At 57.2% G+C, this 23,648-nt stretch carries 21 protein-coding genes; all 21 read right to left on the minus strand.

Going from position 1 to position 23,648, the window contains the following annotated elements; all coding sequences use genetic code 11:
- Window positions 1-1,173 (minus strand): PAAR domain-containing protein (locus ACOTXT_RS03065; RefSeq protein WP_421625279.1); only part of this gene is annotated, 1,173 nt, incomplete at its 3' end.
- 2 nt (window positions 1,174-1,175) lie between these two features.
- Window positions 1,176-1,970, minus strand: coding sequence for a DcrB-related protein (locus tag ACOTXT_RS03070; RefSeq protein ID WP_008503526.1), 795 nt, complete (start codon window positions 1,968-1,970; stop codon window positions 1,176-1,178).
- Window positions 1,971-1,981: 11 nt separating this feature from the next.
- Entirely contained in the window at window positions 1,982-3,910 is a 1,929-nt protein-coding gene (locus ACOTXT_RS03075) for a type VI secretion system Vgr family protein (protein WP_279767835.1), read from the minus strand.
- Between the two features lie 65 nt (window positions 3,911-3,975).
- Window positions 3,976-4,386, minus strand: a complete 411-nt coding sequence (locus ACOTXT_RS03080) for a hypothetical protein (RefSeq protein WP_223825724.1) — start codon at window positions 4,384-4,386, stop codon at window positions 3,976-3,978.
- Between the two features lie 231 nt (window positions 4,387-4,617).
- Complete coding sequence (locus ACOTXT_RS03085) at window positions 4,618-6,036, minus strand: serine/threonine protein kinase (protein WP_055322267.1); 1,419 nt, start codon at window positions 6,034-6,036, stop codon at window positions 4,618-4,620.
- Between the two features lie 24 nt (window positions 6,037-6,060).
- Window positions 6,061-8,676 (minus strand): type VI secretion system ATPase TssH, encoded by a 2,616-nt coding sequence (gene tssH, locus ACOTXT_RS03090; RefSeq protein ID WP_023344382.1) that lies wholly within the window; start codon window positions 8,674-8,676, stop codon window positions 6,061-6,063.
- A gap of 38 nt (window positions 8,677-8,714) precedes the next feature.
- Window positions 8,715-9,758, minus strand: coding sequence for a type VI secretion system baseplate subunit TssG (gene tssG / locus ACOTXT_RS03095; protein ID WP_333165272.1), 1,044 nt, complete (start codon window positions 9,756-9,758; stop codon window positions 8,715-8,717).
- Window positions 9,755-11,626: a type VI secretion system baseplate subunit TssF gene (gene tssF, locus ACOTXT_RS03100; RefSeq protein WP_055322270.1), complete on the minus strand. Its 1,872-nt coding sequence runs from the start codon at window positions 11,624-11,626 to the stop codon at window positions 9,755-9,757. Before tssF ends, tssG begins: the two co-directional genes overlap by 4 nt.
- 2 nt (window positions 11,627-11,628) lie before the next feature.
- A complete protein-coding gene (tssE, locus tag ACOTXT_RS03105; protein WP_024909842.1) occupies window positions 11,629-12,192 on the minus strand; it encodes a type VI secretion system baseplate subunit TssE in 564 nt (187 codons plus the stop codon).
- Window positions 12,185-12,997: a type VI secretion system accessory protein TagJ gene (locus ACOTXT_RS03110; protein WP_008502635.1), complete on the minus strand. Its 813-nt coding sequence runs from the start codon at window positions 12,995-12,997 to the stop codon at window positions 12,185-12,187. Before ACOTXT_RS03110 ends, tssE begins: the two co-directional genes overlap by 8 nt.
- Before the next feature lie 9 nt (window positions 12,998-13,006).
- The gene (locus ACOTXT_RS03115) at window positions 13,007-14,005 is read right to left on the minus strand and encodes a hypothetical protein (RefSeq protein ID WP_021240378.1); all 999 of its coding nucleotides are present in this window, start codon (window positions 14,003-14,005) and stop codon (window positions 13,007-13,009) included.
- A gap of 16 nt (window positions 14,006-14,021) precedes the next feature.
- Window positions 14,022-14,819 carry a PP2C family protein-serine/threonine phosphatase gene (locus ACOTXT_RS03120; RefSeq protein ID WP_008502637.1) on the minus strand — a complete coding sequence of 266 codons (798 nt, stop codon included), beginning with the start codon at window positions 14,817-14,819 and terminating at the stop codon, window positions 14,022-14,024.
- Window positions 14,816-16,576, minus strand: a complete 1,761-nt coding sequence (gene tagH / locus ACOTXT_RS03125; protein ID WP_044596602.1) for a type VI secretion system-associated FHA domain protein TagH — start codon at window positions 16,574-16,576, stop codon at window positions 14,816-14,818. Before tagH ends, ACOTXT_RS03120 begins: the two co-directional genes overlap by 4 nt.
- Before the next feature lie 108 nt (window positions 16,577-16,684).
- Window positions 16,685-17,083: a hypothetical protein gene (locus tag ACOTXT_RS03130; protein ID WP_055322272.1), complete on the minus strand. Its 399-nt coding sequence runs from the start codon at window positions 17,081-17,083 to the stop codon at window positions 16,685-16,687.
- Window position 17,084: 1 nt separating this feature from the next.
- Window positions 17,085-18,074: a hypothetical protein gene (locus tag ACOTXT_RS03135; protein ID WP_063929813.1), complete on the minus strand. Its 990-nt coding sequence runs from the start codon at window positions 18,072-18,074 to the stop codon at window positions 17,085-17,087.
- 295 nt (window positions 18,075-18,369) lie between these two features.
- Window positions 18,370-18,852 carry an Hcp family type VI secretion system effector gene (locus tag ACOTXT_RS03140; RefSeq protein ID WP_008502640.1) on the minus strand — a complete coding sequence of 161 codons (483 nt, stop codon included), beginning with the start codon at window positions 18,850-18,852 and terminating at the stop codon, window positions 18,370-18,372.
- A gap of 180 nt (window positions 18,853-19,032) precedes the next feature.
- Entirely contained in the window at window positions 19,033-19,422 is a 390-nt protein-coding gene (locus ACOTXT_RS03145; protein WP_100245875.1) for a T6SS amidase immunity protein Tai4 family protein, read from the minus strand.
- Between the two features lie 368 nt (window positions 19,423-19,790).
- Window positions 19,791-21,290, minus strand: coding sequence for a type VI secretion system contractile sheath large subunit (tssC, locus tag ACOTXT_RS03150; RefSeq protein ID WP_021240385.1), 1,500 nt, complete (start codon window positions 21,288-21,290; stop codon window positions 19,791-19,793).
- Window positions 21,291-21,293: 3 nt separating this feature from the next.
- A complete protein-coding gene (tssB, locus tag ACOTXT_RS03155) occupies window positions 21,294-21,818 on the minus strand; it encodes a type VI secretion system contractile sheath small subunit (protein ID WP_008502644.1) in 525 nt (174 codons plus the stop codon).
- Window positions 21,819-21,893: 75 nt separating this feature from the next.
- Window positions 21,894-22,910, minus strand: a complete 1,017-nt coding sequence (gene tssA, locus ACOTXT_RS03160) for a type VI secretion system protein TssA (protein ID WP_023293800.1) — start codon at window positions 22,908-22,910, stop codon at window positions 21,894-21,896.
- Window positions 22,911-22,921: 11 nt separating this feature from the next.
- Window positions 22,922-23,638, minus strand: coding sequence for a type VI secretion system-associated protein TagF (gene tagF / locus ACOTXT_RS03165; RefSeq protein ID WP_032675002.1), 717 nt, complete (start codon window positions 23,636-23,638; stop codon window positions 22,922-22,924).
- Window positions 23,639-23,648: the final 10 nt, after the last annotated feature.

Raw genomic sequence — 23,648 nt, forward strand, 5'->3', positions numbered from 1 at the left:
CAGGGCCAAAATCAGCCACGAAGAGACGATTTTGGGCTGAAAATTGGAAAATTGAGCCACAGGACGTCGATAAAGGACGGTTTGGGGCGTCATATCGGGAGCTGCGGACCACTTAATCGCAACTTCCCTAAAAGTAGGAAGCTGGTCTAAGCCATCATTTATATGTTGAGTAAATGCTTCCATTTCTTTAGTCATTGGTTTCATACCTCGTAACGCTGGGTTTACCATTTGGTAGCCTGGATCGGTAGTATAACCATACAATGCACCTACTTGCTCATCACTGAGTAAAGCAGACAGAGCAGGATCTCGATTATCCGCCAATTCTCTGCCACGAGTAATCCATTTTTCGGCTCGTTGTTTCCCCACGGCTTCGCTTAAGCTCATCCTTGGCGAAGCTGAAGCTGTAACAGGTTCCGCACTAACGCGCGGCATTGATTTACCAGCCCGCCACGTATCAAACCGTGCCCCGCCTTTAATACCAGCCCCGCCGCCGATAACGGAGCCGATCAGCATCCCCCATTTCTGACCGTCGCTACCTTCGCCACACAGCATTCCACCCGCGTAGCCACCAATAGTCCCACCGCCCATCGCACCGAGGGTACTCAGAAGGGCGATTGCTGGACTGGCTAGCACCGCCATGGCTCCGGCACCAACGGCGAGCATCGTCCAGTTCACCCATTCCGGGATTTCAGGACTTATTTCATCGGTCTGAACTTTGCTTCCACCGATAATAACATTACGCGATCCCTGACTAATCTCAGCGCTGCATGTCAATTTATCGCCTGTGCGAGAGGCGGGAAAGTTGTTGATGTAAACTTTTATCGAACCTTCCGCAACCCGTTGCAGGCTACCGCTGTGCTCATCACACTCTCCGGCTGACAGGTGAGCGCGGATCGCCTTTCGGCTGTTGATAAAAACATTGGGTGAACCTTCTTTTAGCGTACCGGTAGTATGGCGTGGAGCCCATGACATACTGCCGAGGAGCTCACCCAACCCACCCGCAGCGCATGCCCCAGCCGCAACGGCAGAAACAGCAACCAGCGCGGTCCCTCCGGTGACGACAACGGCAGCTGCGCCCAGAATGGCCCCGCCCACCAATCCTGCAATCATCCAGCCTTTTGAGGCTGTATGTGCAATCTCATCATCTACGCGAGCAGCCTGACATTCGGACATGGCTATTCGGCTCGCTGTGCCATCAGATACTTACGGATCCGGTCGGCTGTATCAAGCGGGTCAGAACCAGACACCTGGCGGCATACGGAAAGCTGTGAAAGTAGGTGATGTGATTTGTCTGCGAAAGTCGTCCACAGCGCGTAACGAAGGGGTTGGCTCCCCGGAACGGGTGCAATACTGAGTGGTTTACCCTGTTTTTCAAAAAGCAAATATTGCCCCTCTTTCGCCCGCTGAAGCGAAAGATGTCCATACAGTTCCTGAATGTTTTCAAAGACACTCAATTCCTTACTCTCACTATCAAGCGCAAAAAATGGCCCCTGGCTGTCGGCAGCGAGCATTTCTCTAGTTTCAGTCTGAGCCGGTTTGTGGAACTTAATACTGCGAATAATTTCCTGATATTGATTATGATAATAATCGCTAAACTCGCCCGGGCAAGTACCGATATAACACACCATCTTTTGGCCGCCAGGATGGTCACCGAGCAAAATAACGGTCTGTCTCTGGAAAATGATCGCATTATCATTTTTGAATTGATAAAAAAGCTCAACCGCCGGGAGACCATCAACAGAGGTCATCTGCGAGGATTCGAGACGAAAGTCGGGCACCGTAATTTCCAGTTCACGTACCAGCCTTGTTGCCGCATCATGGACTTTATCTTCGTTTTTAGCACTCGCACGAGAAACAACAAAAGTAAACTCGCTGGCTCCGTTATCACTCAGGGTAAATAAATTCATGGTTCTGTCTTTAAATACATCGGGTAAGGCAAGGGATGCTTCCTGAAGAATATATTCAGCCATTCGGGTTACTCTTATTTATTGCCATTAATAACAAAAAAACTATCCACTTCCTGCTGGATTTCACCCTGAAGGGATGCGCCAGGCGGATCGATGACATTTTGTCCATCATCAGGGTTCAAATGTAATTCGCCGGAAAGCGTATTAATTTGCGCATTCTGTTTCGCAGTAAAGTTAAAGTTATTACCAATGATATGGACGCTGCCGTCTTTTGATAGCTCGATGGCGCTTTCACCACATTCCAGTCTCAGCGTATTTCCTGCGGAAAGTATAAAATTATTAACGACTTTATCGTTTCGACTGTTCCCCGTCAGGCATACCACATCGCCTTTAATCCCTGATTTCTGATTTTTCGCTACCCGTAAGGTTTCATCTTCGCCAACAAACTGGGTTCGATTTTTTTCAGTAGAATGTGTTTCGTCGTTTTTGACGTTAATATCAAGATTGCGCTCGGCCTGGATCCATACCTGCTCTGCGCCCGCTTTATCCTCAAACCGCAGGGCGTTGGCATTGTCCACGGAACCGTCTTTCGTGCGGCTCATAAAGCCCATCTGCGTCGCCGCAGCTGGCAGCGCCCACGGCGGCATGCTCGCGTCGTTGTACACGCGACCGGTAATGATCGGACGGTCCGGATCGCCGTTGATAAAGTCCACCACCACCTCATCGCCCACGCGCGGGATTTGCACCCCGCCGTAGCCCTGGCCCGCCCACGCGCTCGACACGCGCACCCAGCAGGAGCTGGTGTCATCGCCCTTCGCCAGCCGGTCCCAGTGGAACTTCACCTTCACCCGACCGTATTTGTCCGTCCAGATACTCTCGCCCTTCGGCCCCACCACTTTCGCCGTCTGCGGGCCGTAGGTGCGCGGCCACGCCGTGGTCTGCGCCGGACGGTAGGCCACCGCCGACGGGATGACCGTAAAATCGGTACGGTGAATGGTCTCCCCCTCGCCGCTGGCATAGCGGTTCTCTTCGAGGTGGTAACCCGCCGCCGTGACCAGATACTCCCCGTTGTCGCTGAAGAACGGCGCGTTGGTTAACGTGAAGGTGTGCCCCGGCGCAATCCCCGCCGCCGTCGCGGTGGCCTGAATCTGCTGATGCTCCACCTGCCAGCGCTCCTGACGGATACGGGCATAGAACTCCCCGTGCCCCTTGTCCACAAAGCGACCCGGCCAGTCGTACACGTCGATGCTGCCCGGCGTCGGCGACGCCGGGTTCTGCTGGGCCTGGAACAGCCACGCGTTCGGCTTGCGGAAGTCATAGTCGTCGAGGCTGTAAATCCCCGGCGTCACGCTGTCCTCCAGCGCCCACTGGCTGATGCCCTCTTCATCCGTACTGCCGCCGGACGGCGTCTGGTGGTAAGGAATAACCTCATAGCCGCTGAACGGCTGGTACTGCGTGGCGGCATCGGTGAGCACCAGGGTGTGCTTGTCCGCCTCATGGCGGAAGTGATACGCAATCCCCTCCAGCTCCATCAGGCGGCTGATGAAGTCCAGGCTCGACTCCTGATACTGCACGCAGTAGTCCCACACCCGGTAGCTGCCGGTGAGTTTATCCTCAACGTTGACCTGATGCTCACCCAGCAGGGTTTTCACAATCTGCGGCACCGTCTGCCCCTGGAAGATACGCAGGTTGCGGTCGCGCTTCATCGGCCACAGGTCCGGCTCCACCGTCAGCTGGTACACCGCATAGCGGGTGCCCGTCAGCTCAACGGCGCTGACCGCCACCCGGGTAATCTTGCCGTTTATATAGCGGGGCGTCAGCAGGCTCTGCGTCGGGATGGTCACCGTGACCGGCTGGCCCAGCAGCTTACTGCGGTCAATGCGCGCGTCCGTGCCGAGCACGGTCAGCGTCAGCGCGAACGACTCGGACATCGCCTCGCGGCCCGTCAGTTTCCAGAACAGAAGCCCCTCCACCGGGAGCTGAACGGTAATTCGGTTGAGCATAATCTTTATTCCATCTAGCTTATGCGATGCAGATAAGAGGTTCTGCATCTGTGATAAAGCGTCATTCAAGAAAGGGGCTTTTCCCTCTTGATCATCCAAAAAACAAGAGAGTAGATTTTCAGTGACTCTGATGTGACAAATAAACCTACATTCAACCAGATGTTTGAAAAATCAAACATACTTACTAAAAGAGGGAACAATGAGACCGAACATCTGAATGAAATCAAGCGAAATAATTCCTGAGCGAGGGCAAGTTTAACCGCTCCGATCTTTCGCTTGAAGAATAAACAGGCCGAAGTACACAAAGAGAGTAATAAAAGTAAGTCAAGCACAAAAAAAAGCATGACCAAAATGCTGAAACCATCACCTGCATAATAATGCAACGAATCACTAAACGCTTTTGCGTCAGAAATGAATGGAATTCTGTGCTGGCGAACTGAATTCACGCAATAAAGCAATATTGCGAGAAGATCCATACTTCCCCAGAAATACCATAGATGGCTATTTAAATGAGCGAGGTTGTTTAGTGTACGCCCGTTATTGTTATTTAAAAAAATGGGGGAGCACATATTGGCTTCAACTCAACCCTCCGGGTTAGGAATAAATTCAAAACGCACAAACAGGAGAGACAATCTTCTCGTACTCCTTGGAATGAAGCCTAAGACTTCGAAGATCGTACACTTCCATAGTCTCCCCTGTTTATATTCCTACGGATTCACCAGCCAGGTGCCCGGCTTGGTAATATCCAGCGTCTGGCCACGCGTTCTTCCGTTGCCCTGCAGTTCAATCTTCGCCTCACCGGCTGGCAGCTTGAGCGATGCATAGCCGTTGGTTCCCGGGCGCAGCGCTTTTGGCTCGCCGTTCACTTTCAGCGTTTCGCCGTCGAGGATGCGGATATAGACCAACGCAACAGGGCTCGCGGCAGGCGGTGGCGTATGCTGTGCCGTCGCCGGTTCGCTCACCTTCGCCGTTTCTGGCTTCACGTCTGGGGCGTTCGCGGCGGTTTCGGTTGGACGCGTCTCTGCCGGTGCCTGCGCAGCCTGCTCTGGCGCATCTTTGCCGCCGCTAAACAGCATCGCGCCAGCGACAACGCCGACCAGCACGCCTGCGGCAACCATGCCCGGGATCCTGTAGCGACGCCAGTCGAGCAGCGACGCCGGTTTTTCGTCTTCCACCGGTACCAGCATCGTGCCGGGCTTTTTCGCCGTCAGCACATCGTTGATACCCGCGACCGGCATTTCAATCAGCGCGGCGAACTCGTCGATGGACTGCGGACGATCCTCCATGTGCAGCGCCAGCGCGCGGTCAATGGCCTGCAGCAGCGGAATGGAATAGCCCTGCGGCATGATTTCCACCAGCGGTTTGCAGGTATCCTGAATCGAGCGCACCACGCTGACCGGCGGCGGAGAACCCACAATCAGGGTACGCAGCACGGCGCCGAGGGCGTAAATGTCCGTCCACGGGCCCTGCTCGCTTTCGTTGTCGTCGGTGTATTGCTCGATCGGCGCAAAGCCCGGGCGCAGCATGGTTTCCGTTTCATCGGAAAGGTTACCGATGGTGCGGCGCGCGGAGCCGAAATCAAGCAGCACCGGCAGACCGTTATCCTGGATCTGGATGTTATCCAGCGAGATGTCTCGGTGCAGATAGCCTTCGTCATGGATGGTCTTGATCGCACCGAACAGCATCGGCAGGGTGCGGCGGATCCAGGCTTCGTTGATCAGCTCCGGCTTTTCCTCGCGCAGGCGCGAAAGCGTGGTGCCGCTGTAAAACAGCGTCCCCATGTAGGCCGTGTCGTTTTGCACCCAGAAACGCAGGACGTGCAGCAGGTTCGGGTGGTTAAAGCGCGCCAGCAGACGGGCTTCCTGGATAAAGCTGTTCAGGCCTGCGGAAAACGCTTTGCCAAAGCGCTCGCTGCGCAGCACCAGGGTCATGTCGTCGCCGCGTACGGCGAGCGAGGAAGGCATAAATTCTTTGATAGCGATAGTGCGTTCGAGCTGGTGATCCCACGCGCGATAGACAATGCCAAAACCGCCGCCGCCGATCACCTCTTTGATTTCAAACTCGTTGAAGCGGTACCCGACCGGGAGCGCGTTTGGGACAGTCCGATTGTTATCATTATCCGTCATCTTTTACAGTTCTCTTGATGATTATTACGCGGCAAACTGACAGTGAAACTCGCCCTGCTCGCAGGTGACGTGCAGACGTCGGTACTGTTCGTCGCTGCGGCTGGCGGTAAGTAAGATCTGGCTCATCTGAGGCAGCAGGGTGTTGGTCAGAATAGCATCCACCATGCGGCCGCCGGACTCCACCTCGGTGCAGCGCTGAACAATCTGTTCCACCACGCTGTCGTCAAACTCAGAAATAATGCTGTGATTCTCCTCCAGACGACGCTGAATACGCTTAAGCTGCAGGCGAACAATCTGCCCCAGCATCTCGTCGCTGAGCGGGTAGTACGGCACCACCAGCAGACGGCCCAGCAGCGCCGGTGGGAACACCTCCAGCAGCGGCTGGCGCAGCGCGCCGCTTAAGGCCTCAGGCTCCGGCATGAGGTCCGGATCGGCGCACATGGCGCTAATCAGCTCGGTGCCAACGTTGGAGGTCAGAATAATAATGGTGTTGCGGAAATCAATATGGCGCCCCTCGCCGTCTTCCATCCAGCCTTTGTCGAAGACCTGGAAGAAGATCTCGTGGACGTCCGGGTGCGCTTTCTCAATTTCGTCCAGCAGCACGACGCTGTATGGACGGCGGCGGACGGCCTCGGTTAATACCCCGCCTTCACCATACCCTACGTACCCCGGAGGCGCACCTTTTAAGGTGGAGACGGTGTGCGCTTCCTGGAACTCGCTCATGTTGATGGTAATGACGTTCTGCTCGCCGCCGTACAGAGATTCGGCGAGCGCCAGCGCGGTTTCGGTTTTACCGACGCCCGACGGACCGCACAGCATAAAGACGCCCACCGGCTTGTTCGGGTCGTCCAGCTTCGCCCGGGAGGTTTTCACGCGGCGGGCAATCAGGTCCAGACCGTGACGCTGGCCGATAACGCGCTGGTTCAGCGTGTCGGCAAGGTTGAGTACCGCGTCGATCTCGTTTTTCACCATCCGGCCCAGCGGGATCCCGGTCCAGTCAGAGACGACCGCGGCGACCACGTTTTCATCCACCGCGGCAAACAGCAGCGGCTCGTCTCCCTGTAAGGCGTTCAGCGCCTGCTGCTGTTCCGCCAGCTGGCCGCGCAGCTCGGCGGTATCTTCTTCGCCCGCCGCGAACAGCGCGGCGCGCAGGCGGATAATCTCCTGCACCAGGCTGCGCTCTTCTTCCCAGCGCCGGGCCAGGGCTTCGCGTTTTGTCTCATACGCGTCGCGTTCGGCGCGTAATGCCGTGACGCGCTCGGCGTCACCGGCCCCCACGCGCGCTTCGCGTTCTGCGATCTCAATTTCCACGTCCAGCGCGGCAAGGTGGCGCAGGCAGTCTTCCAGCTGCGCAGGCGGCGCGCTCTGGCTGACCGCGACGCGGGCGCAGGCGGTATCGAGCAGCGCAACGGCTTTGTCCGGCAGCTGACGCGCCGGGATGTAGCGGTGGGACAGCTTCACCGCCGCGCTGACCGCTTCGTCGAGCAGCAGGACCTGATGGTGCGTCTCCAGCGGCGACACGGTGCTGCGCAGCATCAGAATGGCTTTCGCTTCGTCCGGCTCGTGAACCTGCACCGTCTGGAAACGACGGGTCAGCGCCGGGTCTTTCTCAATGTACTTTTTGTATTCTGCCCAGGTGGTGGCGCCGATGGTGCGCAGCTGGCCGCGCGCCAGGGCTGGCTTCAGCAGGTTCGCCGCATCGCCAGTCCCCTGCTGGCCGCCTGCGCCAATCAGGGTGTGGATCTCATCGATAAACAAAATGATCGGCGTGGCGCTGGACTGGACTTCGTTAATGAGCGCCTGCAGACGGGCTTCAAACTCGCCTTTCATGCCTGCACCGGCCTGCAGCATACCGATATCCAGCAGCCACAGCTGAATGTTCTGCAGCGGCTCCGGCACGTCGCCGTCGGCGATACGCAGCGCCAGCCCTTCCACCACCGCCGTTTTCCCGACTCCGGCCTCCCCGGTCAGCAGCGGGTTGTTCTGACGACGGCGCATCAGGATATCCACCATCTGGCGGATCTCCTCATCGCGCCCGACAACAGGGTCAATCTTGCCTTCCCGGGCGCGGGCGGTCAGGTCCTGGCCATACTGGGCCAGCGTCCCCTGTGCAGCCGGAACCGCCCCCGCCGGTGCGTCGACGGCGGCAGCGGCCTGCTGCGTCTCTTTGCTGTTGGCGCAGATGGTATCGAACTGCTCAATCAATACCTCGACGTTAAGGCGGGTGAACTGCGCCGAAATGCTTTTCAGCACGTTGGCCAGGTTCCAGGTTTTGAGTATGCCGATCAGCAAATGGCCGCCGCGAATGCGGCTGACGCCAAACTTCAGTGAGCCAAAGACCCAGGCGCGCTCCACGGCGCTGTCGATATGCTCGGAGAGATCGGAAACGGAACTCGCCCCGCGCGGAAGCACATCCAGCGCGGCAACGATGTCGCGCGTCAGCTGCTGCTCGTCGAGGGCAAAGTGGCGGATGACCTGCTGCAGATCGCCATCCTGCTGCTGCATCAGCTGATGCAGCCAGTGCACCAGCTCAACATAGGGGTTGCCGCGCAGCTTGCAGAACGCAGTGGCGCTTTCCAGAGAGGTAAATAACAGCGTATCCAGTTTGCCGAAAAGCACGGCACGGCTAATTTCTGACATGTTAGTTTCCATTAACAATGATTCGGTAGACGGAAGGATTACCGCTCTGCGCGATACACCAGATCGCCGCGCGGGACAGGCTGCGGCTGAAGGCCCAGCCAGGTGTTATAGCCCAATCGCGCATGGCTGCCGAGCGTGGCGCCCTGCACCGCGTCTTCGCGCAGGATCACCCGCGTTTCCCATTCAAACTCCACTCCAGCGTACTGACGCACCCAGTCGCGCAGCTCGGTCACCCACGCTTCACCCGGCAGAAAGCGGTTGTACTCCTCCGCGCTCAGCGGGCCAATTTCGATGCGAAACTTATGCTGCACGTCGCGGACGGCGACGCCGAGAAAGGCCGATTCACCCATGCGCGGCATGCGGCGTCCTTCCCCAAGCTGCGCCTGCTCGCGCGTGGAGAGCGGCATCCACTGCGGCACGTTGCTGACCAGTTTGACCGGCGCCTTAAAATAGCTGCGCAGGATCTTCTCCAGCCCCTCCGGATCCCGCCCGTGACGGGTCAAGTGCCCGGCGTGGGTAAAGCGCGCGTGTGAGCTCAGGCTGCCGTTTTCCATTTGACCCGGCTGGCCCATACCAATCAGCGACGCCAGATAGCCCTCAAAGCGCTTGTTATCGGCGCGGTCCAGCGAGACGGTCGGCTGCGCATCCGCCCAGGCGCGGTAAAACAGCAGCGCCAGACGATGGTGGAACAGATCGGCAAACGCGCTCAGGCTGGTGTCCTGATGATGATAAATACGCTCGCGGGCGTACTCGGTCATGTGGACCGGCAGCGGGCCGTTCGGGCCAAACAGGCCGAAGCTGAGGATAGAGACCTCATGCAGCCCGCTCTGTTCCCGCTGACGCACCCTGGCCAGCGTCGACGGGGCAAAACTCATCGACGGCTGCTGGCCGATGCGCAGCGGTTCAAATTTTGGCAGCGGCGCGCGGCCCAGCGGATAGCGCTCGCCGCCCTGGGCATCAATGCGCCTTAACAGCTGAAACAGATCGTAGCGCCAGGGCGTCTCGCGGACGCCGTACCAGAACGCATCCGGCAGCTTCGTCAGGCGATGCACGCGCAGCGGTGCAGTGGCGGCGTCACTCATATCAGCGCCCTTTTACCCATGCGCGGCGCCCAGTAGCCAATCTCGCCGCGCTGCTGACTTTTCAGGGTGAACTCGGTGAAGCTGTTGATAGAGACCAGACGGGCAAAGAGGCGCTCCATCACGCTGCCGAAGAGCCACGGACTGGCCCCCGAAAAGGCTCGCTCATCCACCGTCAGCGTAATGCCGATCCCGCGGGCGAACACGACCGGACCGGGTTCAGGCACGCGGCGGTGAACCGGCTCCAGCACGCAGTGGCGCACCCCCTCCACCTGACGCGCAACGGGCGTTTCGGCCAGGTTGGCATAAAGCCCTAACAGCTGGCGCAGCGCGGCAGCCCCCTCCTCATTGTCACTGTCCATCAGGCTGAGGTAGTTCATCTGCAGCTGGCTGATAAGCCGCCAGGTGCTGAACCCTTCTGCCAGCGCCGGACGCGGCGGCGTCGGCCCTTTACGCAGGGTGAGGGATTTCACCGGCATGGAGTCAGCCATAATGAACTCCCCGAGCTCCTGCTGCAGCATCAGCGGCAGGTCACGGCTGGTGCAGAGCACCTCCGCAGAGATATAGCGCAGATTTTCCTGCCACGGCGCGTGCTGTTCATCCACCAGCGAGACGAAGACCTCCGAGCCGATATAGCCGGTACGGGTGCCGTAGCGCAGCGCGTGCTCGGACAGCACGCGCTGCTCGCGTCGCAGGGAAAAATAGGCCCCGTAGTTGCCCGCATCGCCGCTCCAGGTGCTCCAGAACGGACGAAACGTCTGGTCATCACGCTGGCCGTCCGCGCTGCCATAGATTTTTTTTACCGCGTAGATTTCATAATCCAGCGGACGGATGTTATCGACCACCAGATGGTATTCATGCTGACCGTCATTTAGCTTCTGCCGCGCCGCAACTTTCGGGAAAAGGTTGATGACCGGGGTGCAGTGCAGCGCCAGATGGCTGGCATCGACCACGCGCTCCAGCTGTTCATCCGACTTATCCAGCAGGATGAAGATGTCGAAGGCTTTTTCTTCTTCACAGCGCTGGATCAGCGTGCTCAGGCCGCTGAGGCTAATGAAGCGGAAACGGGCCGGAAACGCGAAATACTCCTGCAGCAGGCGATAGCCGTCAAAGTTACGCAGATCGTCCGGCAGCAGCGCCTGGTCAGGCTCAAATCCCTCCTGGCGCAGCGCGTCCGTCGCCAGCAGCTGCCGCTGCGGCTGCGGGCTGACCGTCTGACAGACGATCCCGGCGTGGTGCTCCATCACCAGCTCCAGCAGCTTCAGCGCCTCGATATCCGGACCGGCGAGGAAAAATTCCAGACGGTCGAAGTCCAGGTGCCCGAGATGTTGCGGGCCGTCGCAGGCGATGCGGATCCGCAGGGCGCTGCCGATCCCCCGCTGGCTCAGACCCAGCTGTGCGAGGGGCAAATCGGCGGGAACTCCGCCCAGCTCAACCTTGTCGATTTTCAGCGGCAGCAGGTTGACCTCGTGCGCCGTGGTATAGCTGCAGGTCACGCCGGTTTTTTTCAGCGCCAGGCTGTCCATCATGGTGCCGCGCGGCACGACGAAGCCCTTGCTCAGGTCGCCCCGGCTGCTGTCGGGCTGAATCTCCGCAATCGCCATCGACGGCGTGGGCGCAAGATAGTTCGGCGCAATCATCTCCAGCAGACGCTGGGAGAAGCGCGGAAACTCCGCGTCCATTTTCATCTGCACGCGGGAGGTCAGGAAGGCGAACCCTTCCATCAGACGTTCGGTATACGGGTCCGCCACGTCGATGCCGCGCATGCCCAGCCGTCCGGCGACTTTCGGGTAGCGTTCGGCAAACTCGGCCCCCATTTCGCGCAGGTAGGCCAGCTCACGGTTGTAGTATTCGAGCAGTTTACTTTCCATGATTACCCCGCATCTTTCAGTTCAAAATGGCCGTTTTCCAGATCGACATCGGTGCGAAACAGAAACTCCAGCGGGTACGGCACGCACCATAAACGCCCTTTGATCTCGATGGAGAGCACGTTGTGCAGATCCAGCGAGGAGGTATCCGACACGCAGCGGACCTGCAGCCCCTGCGGCAAAATGCGTGGTTCAAAATTGATGATGGCCTCGGTGAGCTTGCGCTGAATGTCGTGCCATTCGATGTCCGACATTCTTTTCCCGGCCAGGGGCGCGACGCCGAAGTTAACCACCGAGCGGCTCACGTGCGGTAGCGCGCTTAAATCGCCGGAGGCATCGTGGTTGATGGTATTAAACAGCCACTGCAAATCGCGCAGCACATTGCGGCGCAGGGCGGCGTGGGTGATCAGATTGCTGTTGGCCGACTCACGCTTTTTTTCCGGGTCGTTATCAGTGAGGCGATCGAGCAGCGAGGGCTGCATTTTGTCGCGCGCCCCCACCTTCTCCTGCTTGCTGCGGGCTTGCCAGCCGCTGCGCAGCAGATCGCCTTCGCCAGCGGGATTACTCATCGGCTCCATCCGTCGCAAACGTCACGAGGCTTAAGGACAGCAGCGGGCTTTCGCTTTGCTCGCTCAGCCAGGCCTTCTGGCCCTGGCCTTCATAGAGCGTGCCGTCAGTATCGAGCGGGTGCCAGTCGGTGGTCCGCCCGAGTTTAACCGCGTCAGAAGCATCGGCGGCAAACGGGTAACGCGCCGGGATCTGGCACACCTGCTCCGTCCCGTCCGTCAGGCGCACCAGCGCGTGACGCCAGACCAGATCGGTCACGCTGGCAGGCGCCTGGAAACGGATCTCCGCGATAGCGTTAAACGGCAGCCAGAAATAGCGGCCGTTGACGATGGTTTCGCATACCGGGCCGAGACGGGCATCGCCGTCCATCAGCCAGTCAAAGGCCTGCGTCTCCTCGTTTTCGAGGGTAATCTGGCCGGGGGTGGCCTGCGCCTGCTCAAGGGCTTCCAGACGCAGCGCCTGCGCGCGCTCGCCCTCCTCGCTCAGCGCCGCCGCAAGGGTGGTTAGCCACGGCCACTGGGTTTCAGGCATCGCCGGACGCGCCTGTCCCGCCATCACCTGCGCGCGCTGCAGCTCGCCCTGAATGGACTGCTCCAGCAGCGTGACGGTGGGTTTCGCCTGCGGCTTCAGCGCCAGCCAGCTTTTCAGCTGGGTCAGGGCACGCGTCCAGTTGCCGCTAAGGGTTAAAAACTGCACGAACGCGGCGCGGAGGTCGGCATCCGCCGGACGGGCTTTGATTTCTGCTTCCAGACGCGCGAGCGCGTCGTTGAGCGACTCACCCGCCAGGTGTTGATAGAGCGTATTCATCGCCATTCCTTAATTTGCCGCGCGCCATGCGCCAACGGCCGGATCGCGCAGCTGAGGACGCAGGGTGTCAATCAGCACGATATTCAGCGGGGTGCCGGGTGCCACCCAGGCGCTCCAGGTTTTTTTCACCGCGGCGATACGCGCCTGCAGCTTTGCATCGTCGCTGGCGGTTTCACGGGAGATCTCCACCGCGACGGTGCCGTTGCTCTTCCAGCTGTTCAGGGCGCTGTCGTAAGGCAGGATCATCCAGCTCTGGTCGCTGTTTGGGGTGCTGAATACCATGCGCTCTTTGTTGACGGAGGTGATCAGCGCGTTTTCCGGGTCGGCGCTCTGATTCAGCCCGGTGACCGGGAAGCCATGAATGTACGTTACCGCCATCTCTTTCTGCCCGCCGTTGCGGGACTGCGAAACAACGGTGTGTCCGCTCAGCCAGCTGCCGTTGCCGCAGCGGGTGGTGTCAGAATCCGGAATGAAGAGCGCCGGTGCAGAGGCGCCCCCTTCCCAGAAGGTGCGCAGGTGGCAGCCGTCCTGCAGGGTAAACTCCTGCCACGGCGTACGGTCGGCGGCAACGGTGCGGGAAGCCACGTTCTGATCGGGCGGCAGTAACGCGCCGCTGGCTGGGGTGGCGGTGACGGTCGCAGCAGGCGCGGCCTGCTCCTGTTTCACCACCAGCGCCCAGTCCTGCGCTTTGCCAGCCGTGCCCTGCGCCAGCGTGGTACCCGCCGGATCGTTGAGCGTCCAGCTGAGTTTATTGACTTTACTGCACTGGTGTTCCAGCAGCGCGCCAAGACGCGGCACAAAGTTCTCCAGCACGGAGACGTCTTTCTTGCCGTTCGCCACAATGCGCAGCGCCACCTCAGGCTTACACCAGCTCTGCGGCGTGTTGTCTTTGATGTTGTCGATCCAGATATCCAGCTTCTGCGCAGGAGACTGCACGATGCGGAAATTTTCAGCCTGCGCGGTAGAGGTCGCCGCCAGAAGTGCCAAACCCGATAGCCAAAGTTTCATATCGTTCCTTGTGTGTCTAATCAGTTCCGCAGGGAAGAAATTGTGCTGCGTCAGAGAGGGTGTGCAGCAAAGTGGTGTCCTGAGGGTTGCCCATCCATACCGCCAGGGCAGTATAGTTATCCTGGGCATTCCCCTCCTGTTCGCCATTCTTTTGAATGATTTGGTTCATTAAGGTCAGCCACTCCTGCGGCGTATTAACCATATGCAGCGACTGCTTCATTTGCTCTTCGCTGACGCCGTGCCAGAACCCGTCGGTGCAGAGTAAAAAGGCATCGCCGTCTTCAACCTGCACCACGTCGCTGTAGCTCGCTTCCGGCCCGCCGTTTTCAATTCCCAGCGCCAGATAGAGCAGATTGCTGTTCAGGTTGTCGGTCTGGTGCCCGGCATCTTTCATCTGCTGCACCAGGCTGTGGTCGGTGGTCACATGCCACAGCCATCCCCGGCGGAACAGGTACAGGCGGCTGTCTCCGGCATGGGCCCAGTAGGCCAGCCCGTAATCACGGTCAATGAACAGGCTAACCAGCGTCGTGCCCATCCGGCGATAGTCCTGAACGGCCTGCTGTTCGCTGAGAATAGTGCGATTCGCCGTCTGCACGTAGTCGCGAATATGCTGCGCATTAAGATGTTTGTCGCCATCAAAGCGGGAGATAATGCTGTTGCGGGCCAGCGCGGCGGCCACTTCGCCGCCCGGCAGCCCCGCGATGCCGTCGCAGACGACAAAGCAGGCTGAACGTTCCCCAATGGTTTCTCCCGTCTGATCCTGGTTGCTGGCGCGCGTCCCCTGGCGGGAGAGAGAAGCCGTTGCGATATTCATTTGTCTTCCGATCCGCTCTGTGAGTCTTTGTACTGATTGACCTCCATGTCATACGCATGAAGGAAGGCCTCGCCGAACAGGGTGTGGAAGTCGTCCTCAATCTCGCCCGCCGTCTCGCCATAGCTGCGAACAAAGTAGTCCCACAGGGCGGCTTTGCGGCTGCCCGGCAGCGCCAGACGCGAGGTCATGCCGTTCTGCTTCGCCTGCTCTTCCAGCTGTTCCGGGTTAAAGGACTGCAGCATCGCGGCAATAATGGCGCGGATGCCGGAGATCATGCCCAGCTGGTGCGCCTGCAGGTCGATCAGCGCGTCGCGCACGGATTTGGTCGGCGGCATAAAGCCCGGCATTGGGGTGCCGAACATCTGGATTAACACGGTTTTGCCGGTCGGCAACAGCTTGAACGGGTTGTTGGCATCGTCCAGCACCATGGTCATGTCGGCTTTTACGCCGCGCTTGAGAATGGAGCGCGAGGAGAGCAGCGCCACGGTCCCCTGGGAGAACATGCCGAGGATCTGCCCCAGCTGACGCATATTTTCACGGTCAAACTGCGGGACGGGCTGCATTTCGCTGAGCCCCATCCCCTCCAGCAGCGCCTCCAGCAGCTCGCCCTGCAGCACTTCGCCCTTCTCACCGCTGTTTGCCGTGGCGGTTGGGGCGGCGGCGTTATTCACCGGATCGATGCGCAGGCGGCCCTTCGGTGCCTGAGCGCTGCTGCGCGCAACGGCCTGTGGCGTCGGCATGGTGAAGCCAGCGTAATCCGGTCGCGCGGGTTCCTCTTCAGCACGCGGTTCCTCCTGCGGCTCAGGGGCGAACAGCGGAGAATCGGCCAGCGCGTCCTCTTCCTGCTCAGGTTCCGGCACGGGGGCTGGCTTCTCGTTAATCACGTCATCCGGATGGGTTAACGGCGCGCCGCCCATCAGCCCGAGCGGGTCGTCATTACGCGCGGCTGGCGCGCTGGACTTACCGCCAAACAGGGCCAGCGGATCGAGCTCATCCGTCCCCTCTTCGTTCGGGGCTGGCTGGGTCTCAACCGGTGGCACCAGCGTGGAAGGCGTAACGTCGTCAAAAATGCTCTCTTTTTTAAACAGCGCTTCGTCGCTGAACAGCGAGTCCGGATCGACATGCTTACGTTCGAGCGTGGGATCGCTGTCGTTGAACATCGCCAGCGGATCTTCGGCGTTACGCTCCGGGGCTGCAGGCTGGGAGAACGGATCGTGCGATGCCGCAGGCTGCGGTTTTGTACGGTTGCTGGAGATGCTGTCGGAGATGGAAAACTCCTGCATCAGGCTATCCCAGATCTCCGTTGGCACGGCGGTCGGCTCGGCTTTCCCACGGGGTGCGGCACTCGCCGGTTTCGGCTGCTGCGCAGGCGCAGGAGTCACGGTCGGACGCGCCTGCTGGTGCAGGCTGGCCGCCATGCGGCTCACGGGCTGGGTATCGTGGATCAGCTCGGTCACTTCGATACGGTAGTCATCAATACCGAGAATGTCGCCATCCTGCAGCTCAACCTGACGCCCTCGCTCCAGCGGAATGTCATTTAATACTACGCGGGTGACGCTGCCGCGGTTGGTGACGCGGCATTCGCCCTGAGCGTCCACGTGAACAATGGCCTGCAGACGAGAGATGGTGCGGTCATTGTCCGGCAATACCAGATTGTTATCCGTACCGCGCCCAATGGTGCCGCCCGGGGCGTAAAAATCACAGCTGCTTTGCGGCGGCTGATGACCGGGTTTCGTAGAAATAATCGTGAATCGCATGGCGTATTCCTGCTGGTATGATTAGCGCTCAAACGCTGCCGCTCTCGGGGCGAGAACGGCGGCGTTTGGGGTTAAGCCTACAAAATCAATCATAAAGACAATGAAAAATTACATTCCATTTATACTCGCCAAAATTAAAAGCAGTATAAAAATAGCCATAGTGAATTTAATTTTTTTGTCATATGAATAAACCCAGGAGAGTTCAAAGTCCGTTAAAACACCATGACATGCATGAGCTTCTAGTCTTCGAGAGTCGGTTAACTTAACACTCTTCCCCCGTAATAATCTTGATAAAATTGTGACACGAAAACCGAAGCCCCAGAACCCCAGCCCTTCCCAAACCTGGTAATCTTCTTTTCTTAATAATCCAGCTTGCGTTAATGAATTATATATTTCCGAAACTTCACTTGAGTGCTTTCGATAATCAGTATAAAAAGCAACCACCAGGATTAAGAAAAGAACAAAAAGAAAAATCACAAAAATGGAGAAAATATCATTAGTAGTCACATCATTCTCCACTGAATATTAAGCTACCAATCTGCTCGCCAACAAACCCACCGATTTTCGTGCCCCCTGCAGCGCCAGCAGCACCTATAATTAACCCGCAAACAAGCGTTCCTGCCCCGGCGGTCGGGACCCCCAATGCAAGACAAATAGGTGCAGCAAAGGTGGAGCCTAATGCAGCTCCAGCGACACCGCCACCAAATTTGCTATATTCAGTCACAGCAACTTTTCCACATTCATCTTCCCTGTCAACCGTACATGCATGATAAACATCATTGGATGTACTCATAAAAGAAAAACCGAGCGCTACCCATCCACCGGCTTTCATGTAAGCCGTAATTTTGGAGACTCTATCAATATAGGTAGAATAACCGGGAATTGCACCTATACCGACAGTACTCCATTCATGAACAATTGATTTCGTCGATAAGCCTAGCGCTCTTTTTAAGTCGACATAATCTTTAAACCTCAATTGTTTTTTTGTAATTTTATTTAATAGCGGTTTTAACTGGGAAAATAGAGCATTCCGTTCAATATAAAATTGCTGGCCAATCAAAGTTCCTTGCGTGCGAAACTGGTTTTGATATGTGCTTTCAATTTTAACCAAAATACTCTCAATCTGCTTGAAGTAAGAATCTCCAATACCACTTGCGTTTCCGACTACAGTGTCACCCCAGAATGTTATGGATTTAATTTTATCGTAATTTTTATTTAAAAAATCAGCAGTAGATGCATCTATAGTTGCTAATGCAGCATTGACCTTTTTCTTTGCGTTAACCAAACTATTGATTATGTGAGATTGGTTTTCATTATGCGGATCGGCAACAATCAATATCTGCCCAGGTTTTAACCAGGCCGTATCCCTATTCAGTTGCATAAAATATTCTGAAGTTTCATTTTGCGAACTACCAAACAACTGTCTTGCCTGAAAATCAAGGGTACCTGGTTGTTGTACAACACAGTAGCCTGGAGCAACTCTCGACTGAATCGCCATACTCATTTCCTTTTGGCTATCTAAATAGCTAATAATTCAGGGAAAAATGCAGTATAAAAAAGTATACAAACATAGACGCAATTCTTGACAACACCAATGTTTGAACACTTACCTGCTCAATGTTAATTAACGATACCACCTCATAATCATCTTTATTAAGTATAAAGCGAACCGCATAGCGGTTACTGTTGGCCTGTAAATGTAATTACGATTAACTTTCCAATCATCATTAACCTGCAGCAAATGCAGAATCAATCATCATGACCGGGGCAAAACCCCGGTCAAGGATGAACAATTACGCTTCTTTGTTCTCTTTGATGTTCCAGCCAGCGCTGCTTTCAGCACCTTTACCACCCGACGTGGTCTGCTCCCAGTACTGCTGTTTCACTTTCGCAGCCTGGAATGCATAGGTCACACCAACGGTATCGCCATTGTCAGCACCGGTGTACTGCACAGAGGTCACCAGCACATCTTCCAGCGTGATGCGGGAGTATTCCACCTGCTGGCCGCCCGCTTTACAAACGGACAGCTCAACTTTGGTCAGGTGTTTACCGCTGGCGCAGTGTTTCAGGATAGCGGTGGTGGATTTGTCGATCAGCGCGTTAACGTGCAGGTCGTTAAAGTTAACTTTACCGGCACCGCCGCCACCGCCAACGCTCATATTACCTGGCTGGGAAGCGCCCCAGGAGAAGGAGGTAATATCAGTCCAGCCGGTGTGGTTAGAATCTTTAGATTCGCCCGTAACACCCTCGACCTTCAGAAACATATCAATAGCCATAATATCTACTCTTCGTGGATGAACAATATTGCTTTCGAAAAAGCACTTATATGGCAAACAGGAAAGCATGGGGCTGAATAAAACCGTCCATATTTTACCTCTGCCTCATATCAAATGACCCGTGTCATTTGACAGTCTTACATTCCCCCTGAATGAACGGAAAGAATGTGAAGTCTTTTACTACTGCGGGTTATCCTGAATCCAGGTACGATCAGGATCGCCTATGATGACCTGCGGAACCAGTTTGTTCAGCTCATCGCTATGATAAAGACGTAAACAGTTTAAGGTTACACCTTTGACATCGGGTTTTCGCTCTGAATGAAAAACGTTAATTTGATTTTTATATTTTCCGATGAGGGCATCCACTTTATCAGTGCCATTTTCGGCATCAAAAGGTATCCACTCAATGAATGCACTTGCACTGCGGGCCGCATCAGCAGAAAACTGGCTGCCTTTATCTGCCACCTGCGCAAGGCATCGCGCCAGAACTAAATCTTTTAAAACCTGCCGGTATGTTTGCTGATGATAAAAATCAGGATAGTTATTTCCGGCACACACATAAGAGGTCATAAATACGAGGAAAAAACAGAAACGTTTCACCTTAATATCCTTTGCCATAGGATCCGCAGCGCATCAGTCCGCGTAAAATACTAATTTTTCTCTTTCCGTTTTTCTGCGACAACGTATATCCCTATCGCTAATGCATTAAGTCCAGCGCATAGAAATGCATGCATTGCGATTCGCGGGAAATCTGCCGGCCAGTCAAAGATAAACAAATAGTAGCCGGATACCGTCACAAACAGCATGAATGAAATTATTAGCAACGTATAAATGGCTAAATAGCTGATGAATTTTCGTATTAACGCTGTCAGAGTCAAATTCATTAGCTATCTCATATTCACCGAAATGTAGCCGGCCCAATGGGCCGGCTAAATTTATCACGCGTCTTTCGTCTTCAGCGACGGCAGTTTAGAAACCAGACGCAGGGAAACGGTCAGACCTTCCAGCTGGTAGTGCGGACGCAGGAAGAACTTCGCGGCGTAGTAGCCCGGGTTGTCCTCAATCTCCTGCACCTGCACTTCCGCAGCCGCCAGCGGTTTGCGGGACTTGGTCTCCTGGGAGGAGTTCGCCGGGTCACCGTCGACGTAGTTCATGACCCAGTCGTTCAGCCAGCGCTCCATCTCTTCGCGCTCGCGGAAGGAGCCGATTTTGTCGCGCACGATGCACTTCAGGTAGTGGGCAAAGCGGCAGCAGGCGAACAGGTACGGCAGACGAGACGCAAGGCGCGCGTTGGCGGTGGCATCCGGGTCGTGGTACTCGGCCGGTTTCTGCAGAGACTGCGCGCCGATGAAGGCGGCAAAGTCGGAGTTTTTGCGGTGAACCAGCGGCATAAAGCCGTTTTTCGCCAGCTCGGCTTCACGACGATCGCTGATGGCGATCTCGGTCGGGCACTTCATGTCCACGCCGCCGTCATCGCTCGGGAAGGTGTGACACGGCAGGTTTTCCACCGCCCCGCCGGACTCCACGCCGCGAATTGAGGTGCACCAGCCATACTCTTTGAAGGAGCGGTTGATGTTGGCGGCCATCGCGTACGCGGCGTTCGCCCAGGAGTAGCTGTTGTGGTTCGCGCCGTCGGTCTGCTCTTCAAAGTCAAAGCTGTCGACCGGGTTAGTGCGAATGCCGTACGGCAGGCGCGACAGGAAGCGCGGCATCACCAGGCCCAGATAGCGGGCATCTTCGGATTCACGCAGTGAACGCCAGGCGGCGTATTCGGTGTTCTGGAAGATCTTGGTCAGGTCGCGCGGGTTGGCCAGCTCCTGCCAGGACTCCATCTGCATCACGCCCGGTGCGGTACCGGTAATAAACGGACAGTGCGCCGCAGAACCGATGCGCGCCATTTCCCCCAGCAGCTCAACGTCCTGCGGGCTGTGGTCGAAGTAGTAGTCGCCGACGATGCAGCCAAACGGCTCGCCGCCGAACTGACCGTACTCCTGCTCGTAAATTTTCTTGAAGATCGGGCTCTGGTCCCAGCCCACGCCCTTGTAGCGCTTCAGGGTGCGGCCCAGCTCCTGCTTGGAGATGCTCATAAAGCGGATCTTCAGCATCTCGTCCGTTTCAGTGTTGTTCACCAGGTAGCTCAGACCGCGCCAGGCGCTCTCCAGCTTCTGAAACTCTTCGTGGTGAATGATCTGGTTCACCTGCTGTGACAGCTGTTCGTCGATACCGGCAATCAGGTTCTGAATGGTGCGGTAGGTATCGTTCGAGAAGGTGACGGTATTTTCCAGCGCCTGCTGCGCCAGGGTTTTGACCGCGCTTTCGACGGCGGAACGCGCCTGGTCGGTTTTCGGGCGGAACTCTTTGTTCAGCAGCGCGCTGAATTCATCCTGGCTGAACGCCTGACCCGCCTGCTGCTCGTGTTGTTGAGTCTGGTTGCTCATCGATTATTCCTCGCTACCTTTCGCGCTTTCGTCATTTTTCGGCAACTGGCTCAGGGATTTGAGCAGCGTCGGATCCTGCAGAATTTTTGCGATCAGCTCTTCCGCACCGTTTTTACCGTCCATATAGGTCAGCAGGTTGGAGAGCTGGGTGCGCGCTTCCAGCAGCTTGTTCAGCGGCTCAACCTTGCGGGCCACCGCGTCCGGCAGGAAGTCGTCCATGCTGTCGAAGGTCAGATCCACGTTGAGCTTACCTTCGCCCGTCAGGGTGTTGTCCACCTGGAACGCCACGCGCGGCTTCAGCGCCTTCATGCGTTCGTCAAAGTTGTCGATGTCAATTTCGAGGAATTTACGCTCGTCGACGGCCGGCAGGTTTTCCACCGGTTTGCCGACCAGATCGGCCATAACGCCCATCACAAACGGCAGCTGAATTTTACGTTCTGCACCGTAGATCTCTACGTCATACTCGATCTGCACGCGGGGGGCACGGTTACGTGCGATGAATTTCTGCCCACTGTTACTCATTGCCATGATGTTCTCCATCAAAGATGCGCGGTGAAGGTGAAACGCCAGGCTCCATGCCTGACGTCATAATGCCTGGACGCGCTATTCGCGGCGCCCAAAGATGTTTTCCAGTTGGTTAACGCCGTCTGGCGCCAGGTCGCGAATAATGTCCATAAAGTTAAGTTCTGACAGCCGCTGCACCCGTTCAATCATCAGCGGTGCGGGGTGGCTTGGTTCGTACTGCGCAAAATACTGCTTCGCTTTTTCCAGCATCAGCTGGGCGTCGGCGCGGCTGGTGACCTGCACGCTGCGCCAGTCGGTCACCGGCTGAACGGGCTGCGTTGCCGTCGGCTGCTGTTCAGCCAGTGTCTCTGCCTGCGCTTCACGGTTCGGCAGCAGCTTGCTGATGTCGGTCACCTGACAGGCGCTGGCGACCAGCCCCACGGTTTTCAGCAGTTGCTCCATCTCAGGTACGCCGCTTTCACCGAGATGCCCGATGAGCAGCTCGCGAATGGCCAGCAGACGTTCGTTAATGACGATGACCGCGGCGGTCCCCGGCTGGTCGCCGCGAGCCAGCTCGTCAATCAGCCGCGGGCGCCCGCCGGGATAGTCCGGGCATTCGGTTTTACTGCCGTCCAGCAGCGCCTGGGCATCCCGCAGCGAAATTTCATCGCCGTTTGAACGCAGCAGCGAGGCGTTGCGTACCGCGACCGTCAGGTCAGATTTATCACTCAGCCCGGCGAGAGCGTTGATGCGGTAGAACGGGTCGGTTTCGCCATACTCTTCGAGCAGCGGATAGAGCGGCTCCCAGTAGCGGGCGATCGCCTCCTGCACCAGCAGCAATCCGTCCGCGTAGCCTGCCAGCCCGCGACGGCGGGTCCAGGCATGGGTTAACGCCAGCAGGACGCGAAGATCTTTGGTGCGGGTCAGCAGGCTGGTGGCGTATTTTTCGACCGTGTTCCAGTCAGCAGGCTCCGCCGGGATGATGGTGTCGCCAAACTGCTGTTCCGCTTTCCCAAGACTTGCCTGGTTCATCGCCTGGAAGTCAGCGTCGTACTCCAGGTTTTCGCCGCAGGGGTTGTCGGGGCTTATGGGCGCGAGAAATTCTTCGATATTCATGAGATCCCTGCTTATTCAAACATAGGCGGATAGAGACCGTGACGGCCCGGACGGGCGCCCCCTGCCGGATCGAACAGCAGGGTGAAAAGCTGCCCGGTAAAGTTACCGCTGTGCACGTGGGTGTAGAGCGGGTATCCGTCGCAGCGGTTGGTCCACCAGTAGCTGGTCTGACGCAGCGGGTCAAAGCACTCTGCCGCCTGAGGCCAGCCCAGCGTGCTCTGGCCGTCCTCGTCGTAGCCAATCACATCCAGGATGTCGGAGCGCTTTTGCGGCTCGACCGGCTGCGGTGCCGGAATGGACATCAGCATCTCGTCGAGCTGCGAGGCGGAAAAACTGTTGCGCACCGCGTGCAGCCCCAGGCGTCCAATCTGCTGATACCAGCTTTCGGCCTGGCTGAGCAGGCTGGTCGACCACTCTGACGGGGCGAAGCTCAGCTGAAGGCAAACCGGGTATTGTCGGCCGACGCTGTCGCGCCCGGGCAGCAGACAGCCCATCTGGATCATCTGGCTGCCCAGCATGGGCGGTACCACAAAATTCCAGACGGGTGCTTTCTGAAACGGGCGCTCGCCGCTGCGCTGCTCTTCCTGCTGCCAGGCCAGCAGACCGACCTGGAACCAGTGCGACCACTGGCGCTGTAAGGTGTCAGGAAAGCGGCGCTGCAAAAAATCTCCGGCGCTGGGTAACTTGCCATACCAGCTGTAGCGGTTCATCGCAGGGGTATTCGTCATACGGCTGTCC

It is taken from the genome of Enterobacter cloacae complex sp. IR5422, assembly GCF_049238165.1.
Classification (GTDB): domain Bacteria; phylum Pseudomonadota; class Gammaproteobacteria; order Enterobacterales; family Enterobacteriaceae; genus Enterobacter; species Enterobacter roggenkampii.

Bases quoted from the DNA above. Each gene is read 5' to 3' on its own strand.
- ACOTXT_RS03070 (WP_008503526.1), bottom strand. From the start codon at position 1,970: ATGGCTGAATATATTCTTCAGGAAGCATCCCTTGCCTTACCCGATGTA.
- ACOTXT_RS03075 (WP_279767835.1), bottom strand. From the start codon at position 3,910: ATGCTCAACCGAATTACCGTTCAGCTCCCGGTGGAGGGGCTTCTGTTC.
- ACOTXT_RS03080 (WP_223825724.1), bottom strand. From the start codon at position 4,386: ATGGATCTTCTCGCAATATTGCTTTATTGCGTGAATTCAGTTCGCCAG.
- ACOTXT_RS03085 (WP_055322267.1), bottom strand. From the start codon at position 6,036: ATGACGGATAATGATAACAATCGGACTGTCCCAAACGCGCTCCCGGTC.
- tssH (WP_023344382.1), bottom strand. From the start codon at position 8,676: ATGTCAGAAATTAGCCGTGCCGTGCTTTTCGGCAAACTGGATACGCTG.
- tssG (WP_333165272.1), bottom strand. From the start codon at position 9,758: ATGAGTGACGCCGCCACTGCACCGCTGCGCGTGCATCGCCTGACGAAG.
- tssF (WP_055322270.1), bottom strand. From the start codon at position 11,626: ATGGAAAGTAAACTGCTCGAATACTACAACCGTGAGCTGGCCTACCTG.
- tssE (WP_024909842.1), bottom strand. From the start codon at position 12,192: ATGAGTAATCCCGCTGGCGAAGGCGATCTGCTGCGCAGCGGCTGGCAA.
- ACOTXT_RS03110 (WP_008502635.1), bottom strand. From the start codon at position 12,997: ATGAATACGCTCTATCAACACCTGGCGGGTGAGTCGCTCAACGACGCG.
- ACOTXT_RS03115 (WP_021240378.1), bottom strand. From the start codon at position 14,005: ATGAAACTTTGGCTATCGGGTTTGGCACTTCTGGCGGCGACCTCTACC.
- ACOTXT_RS03120 (WP_008502637.1), bottom strand. From the start codon at position 14,819: ATGAATATCGCAACGGCTTCTCTCTCCCGCCAGGGGACGCGCGCCAGC.
- tagH (WP_044596602.1), bottom strand. From the start codon at position 16,576: ATGCGATTCACGATTATTTCTACGAAACCCGGTCATCAGCCGCCGCAA.
- ACOTXT_RS03135 (WP_063929813.1), bottom strand. From the start codon at position 18,074: ATGGCGATTCAGTCGAGAGTTGCTCCAGGCTACTGTGTTGTACAACAA.
- ACOTXT_RS03140 (WP_008502640.1), bottom strand. From the start codon at position 18,852: ATGGCTATTGATATGTTTCTGAAGGTCGAGGGTGTTACGGGCGAATCT.
- ACOTXT_RS03145 (WP_100245875.1), bottom strand. From the start codon at position 19,422: ATGACCTCTTATGTGTGTGCCGGAAATAACTATCCTGATTTTTATCAT.
- tssC (WP_021240385.1), bottom strand. From the start codon at position 21,290: ATGAGCAACCAGACTCAACAACACGAGCAGCAGGCGGGTCAGGCGTTC.
- tssB (WP_008502644.1), bottom strand. From the start codon at position 21,818: ATGGCAATGAGTAACAGTGGGCAGAAATTCATCGCACGTAACCGTGCC.
- tssA (WP_023293800.1), bottom strand. From the start codon at position 22,910: ATGAATATCGAAGAATTTCTCGCGCCCATAAGCCCCGACAACCCCTGC.
- tagF (WP_032675002.1), bottom strand. From the start codon at position 23,638: ATGACGAATACCCCTGCGATGAACCGCTACAGCTGGTATGGCAAGTTA.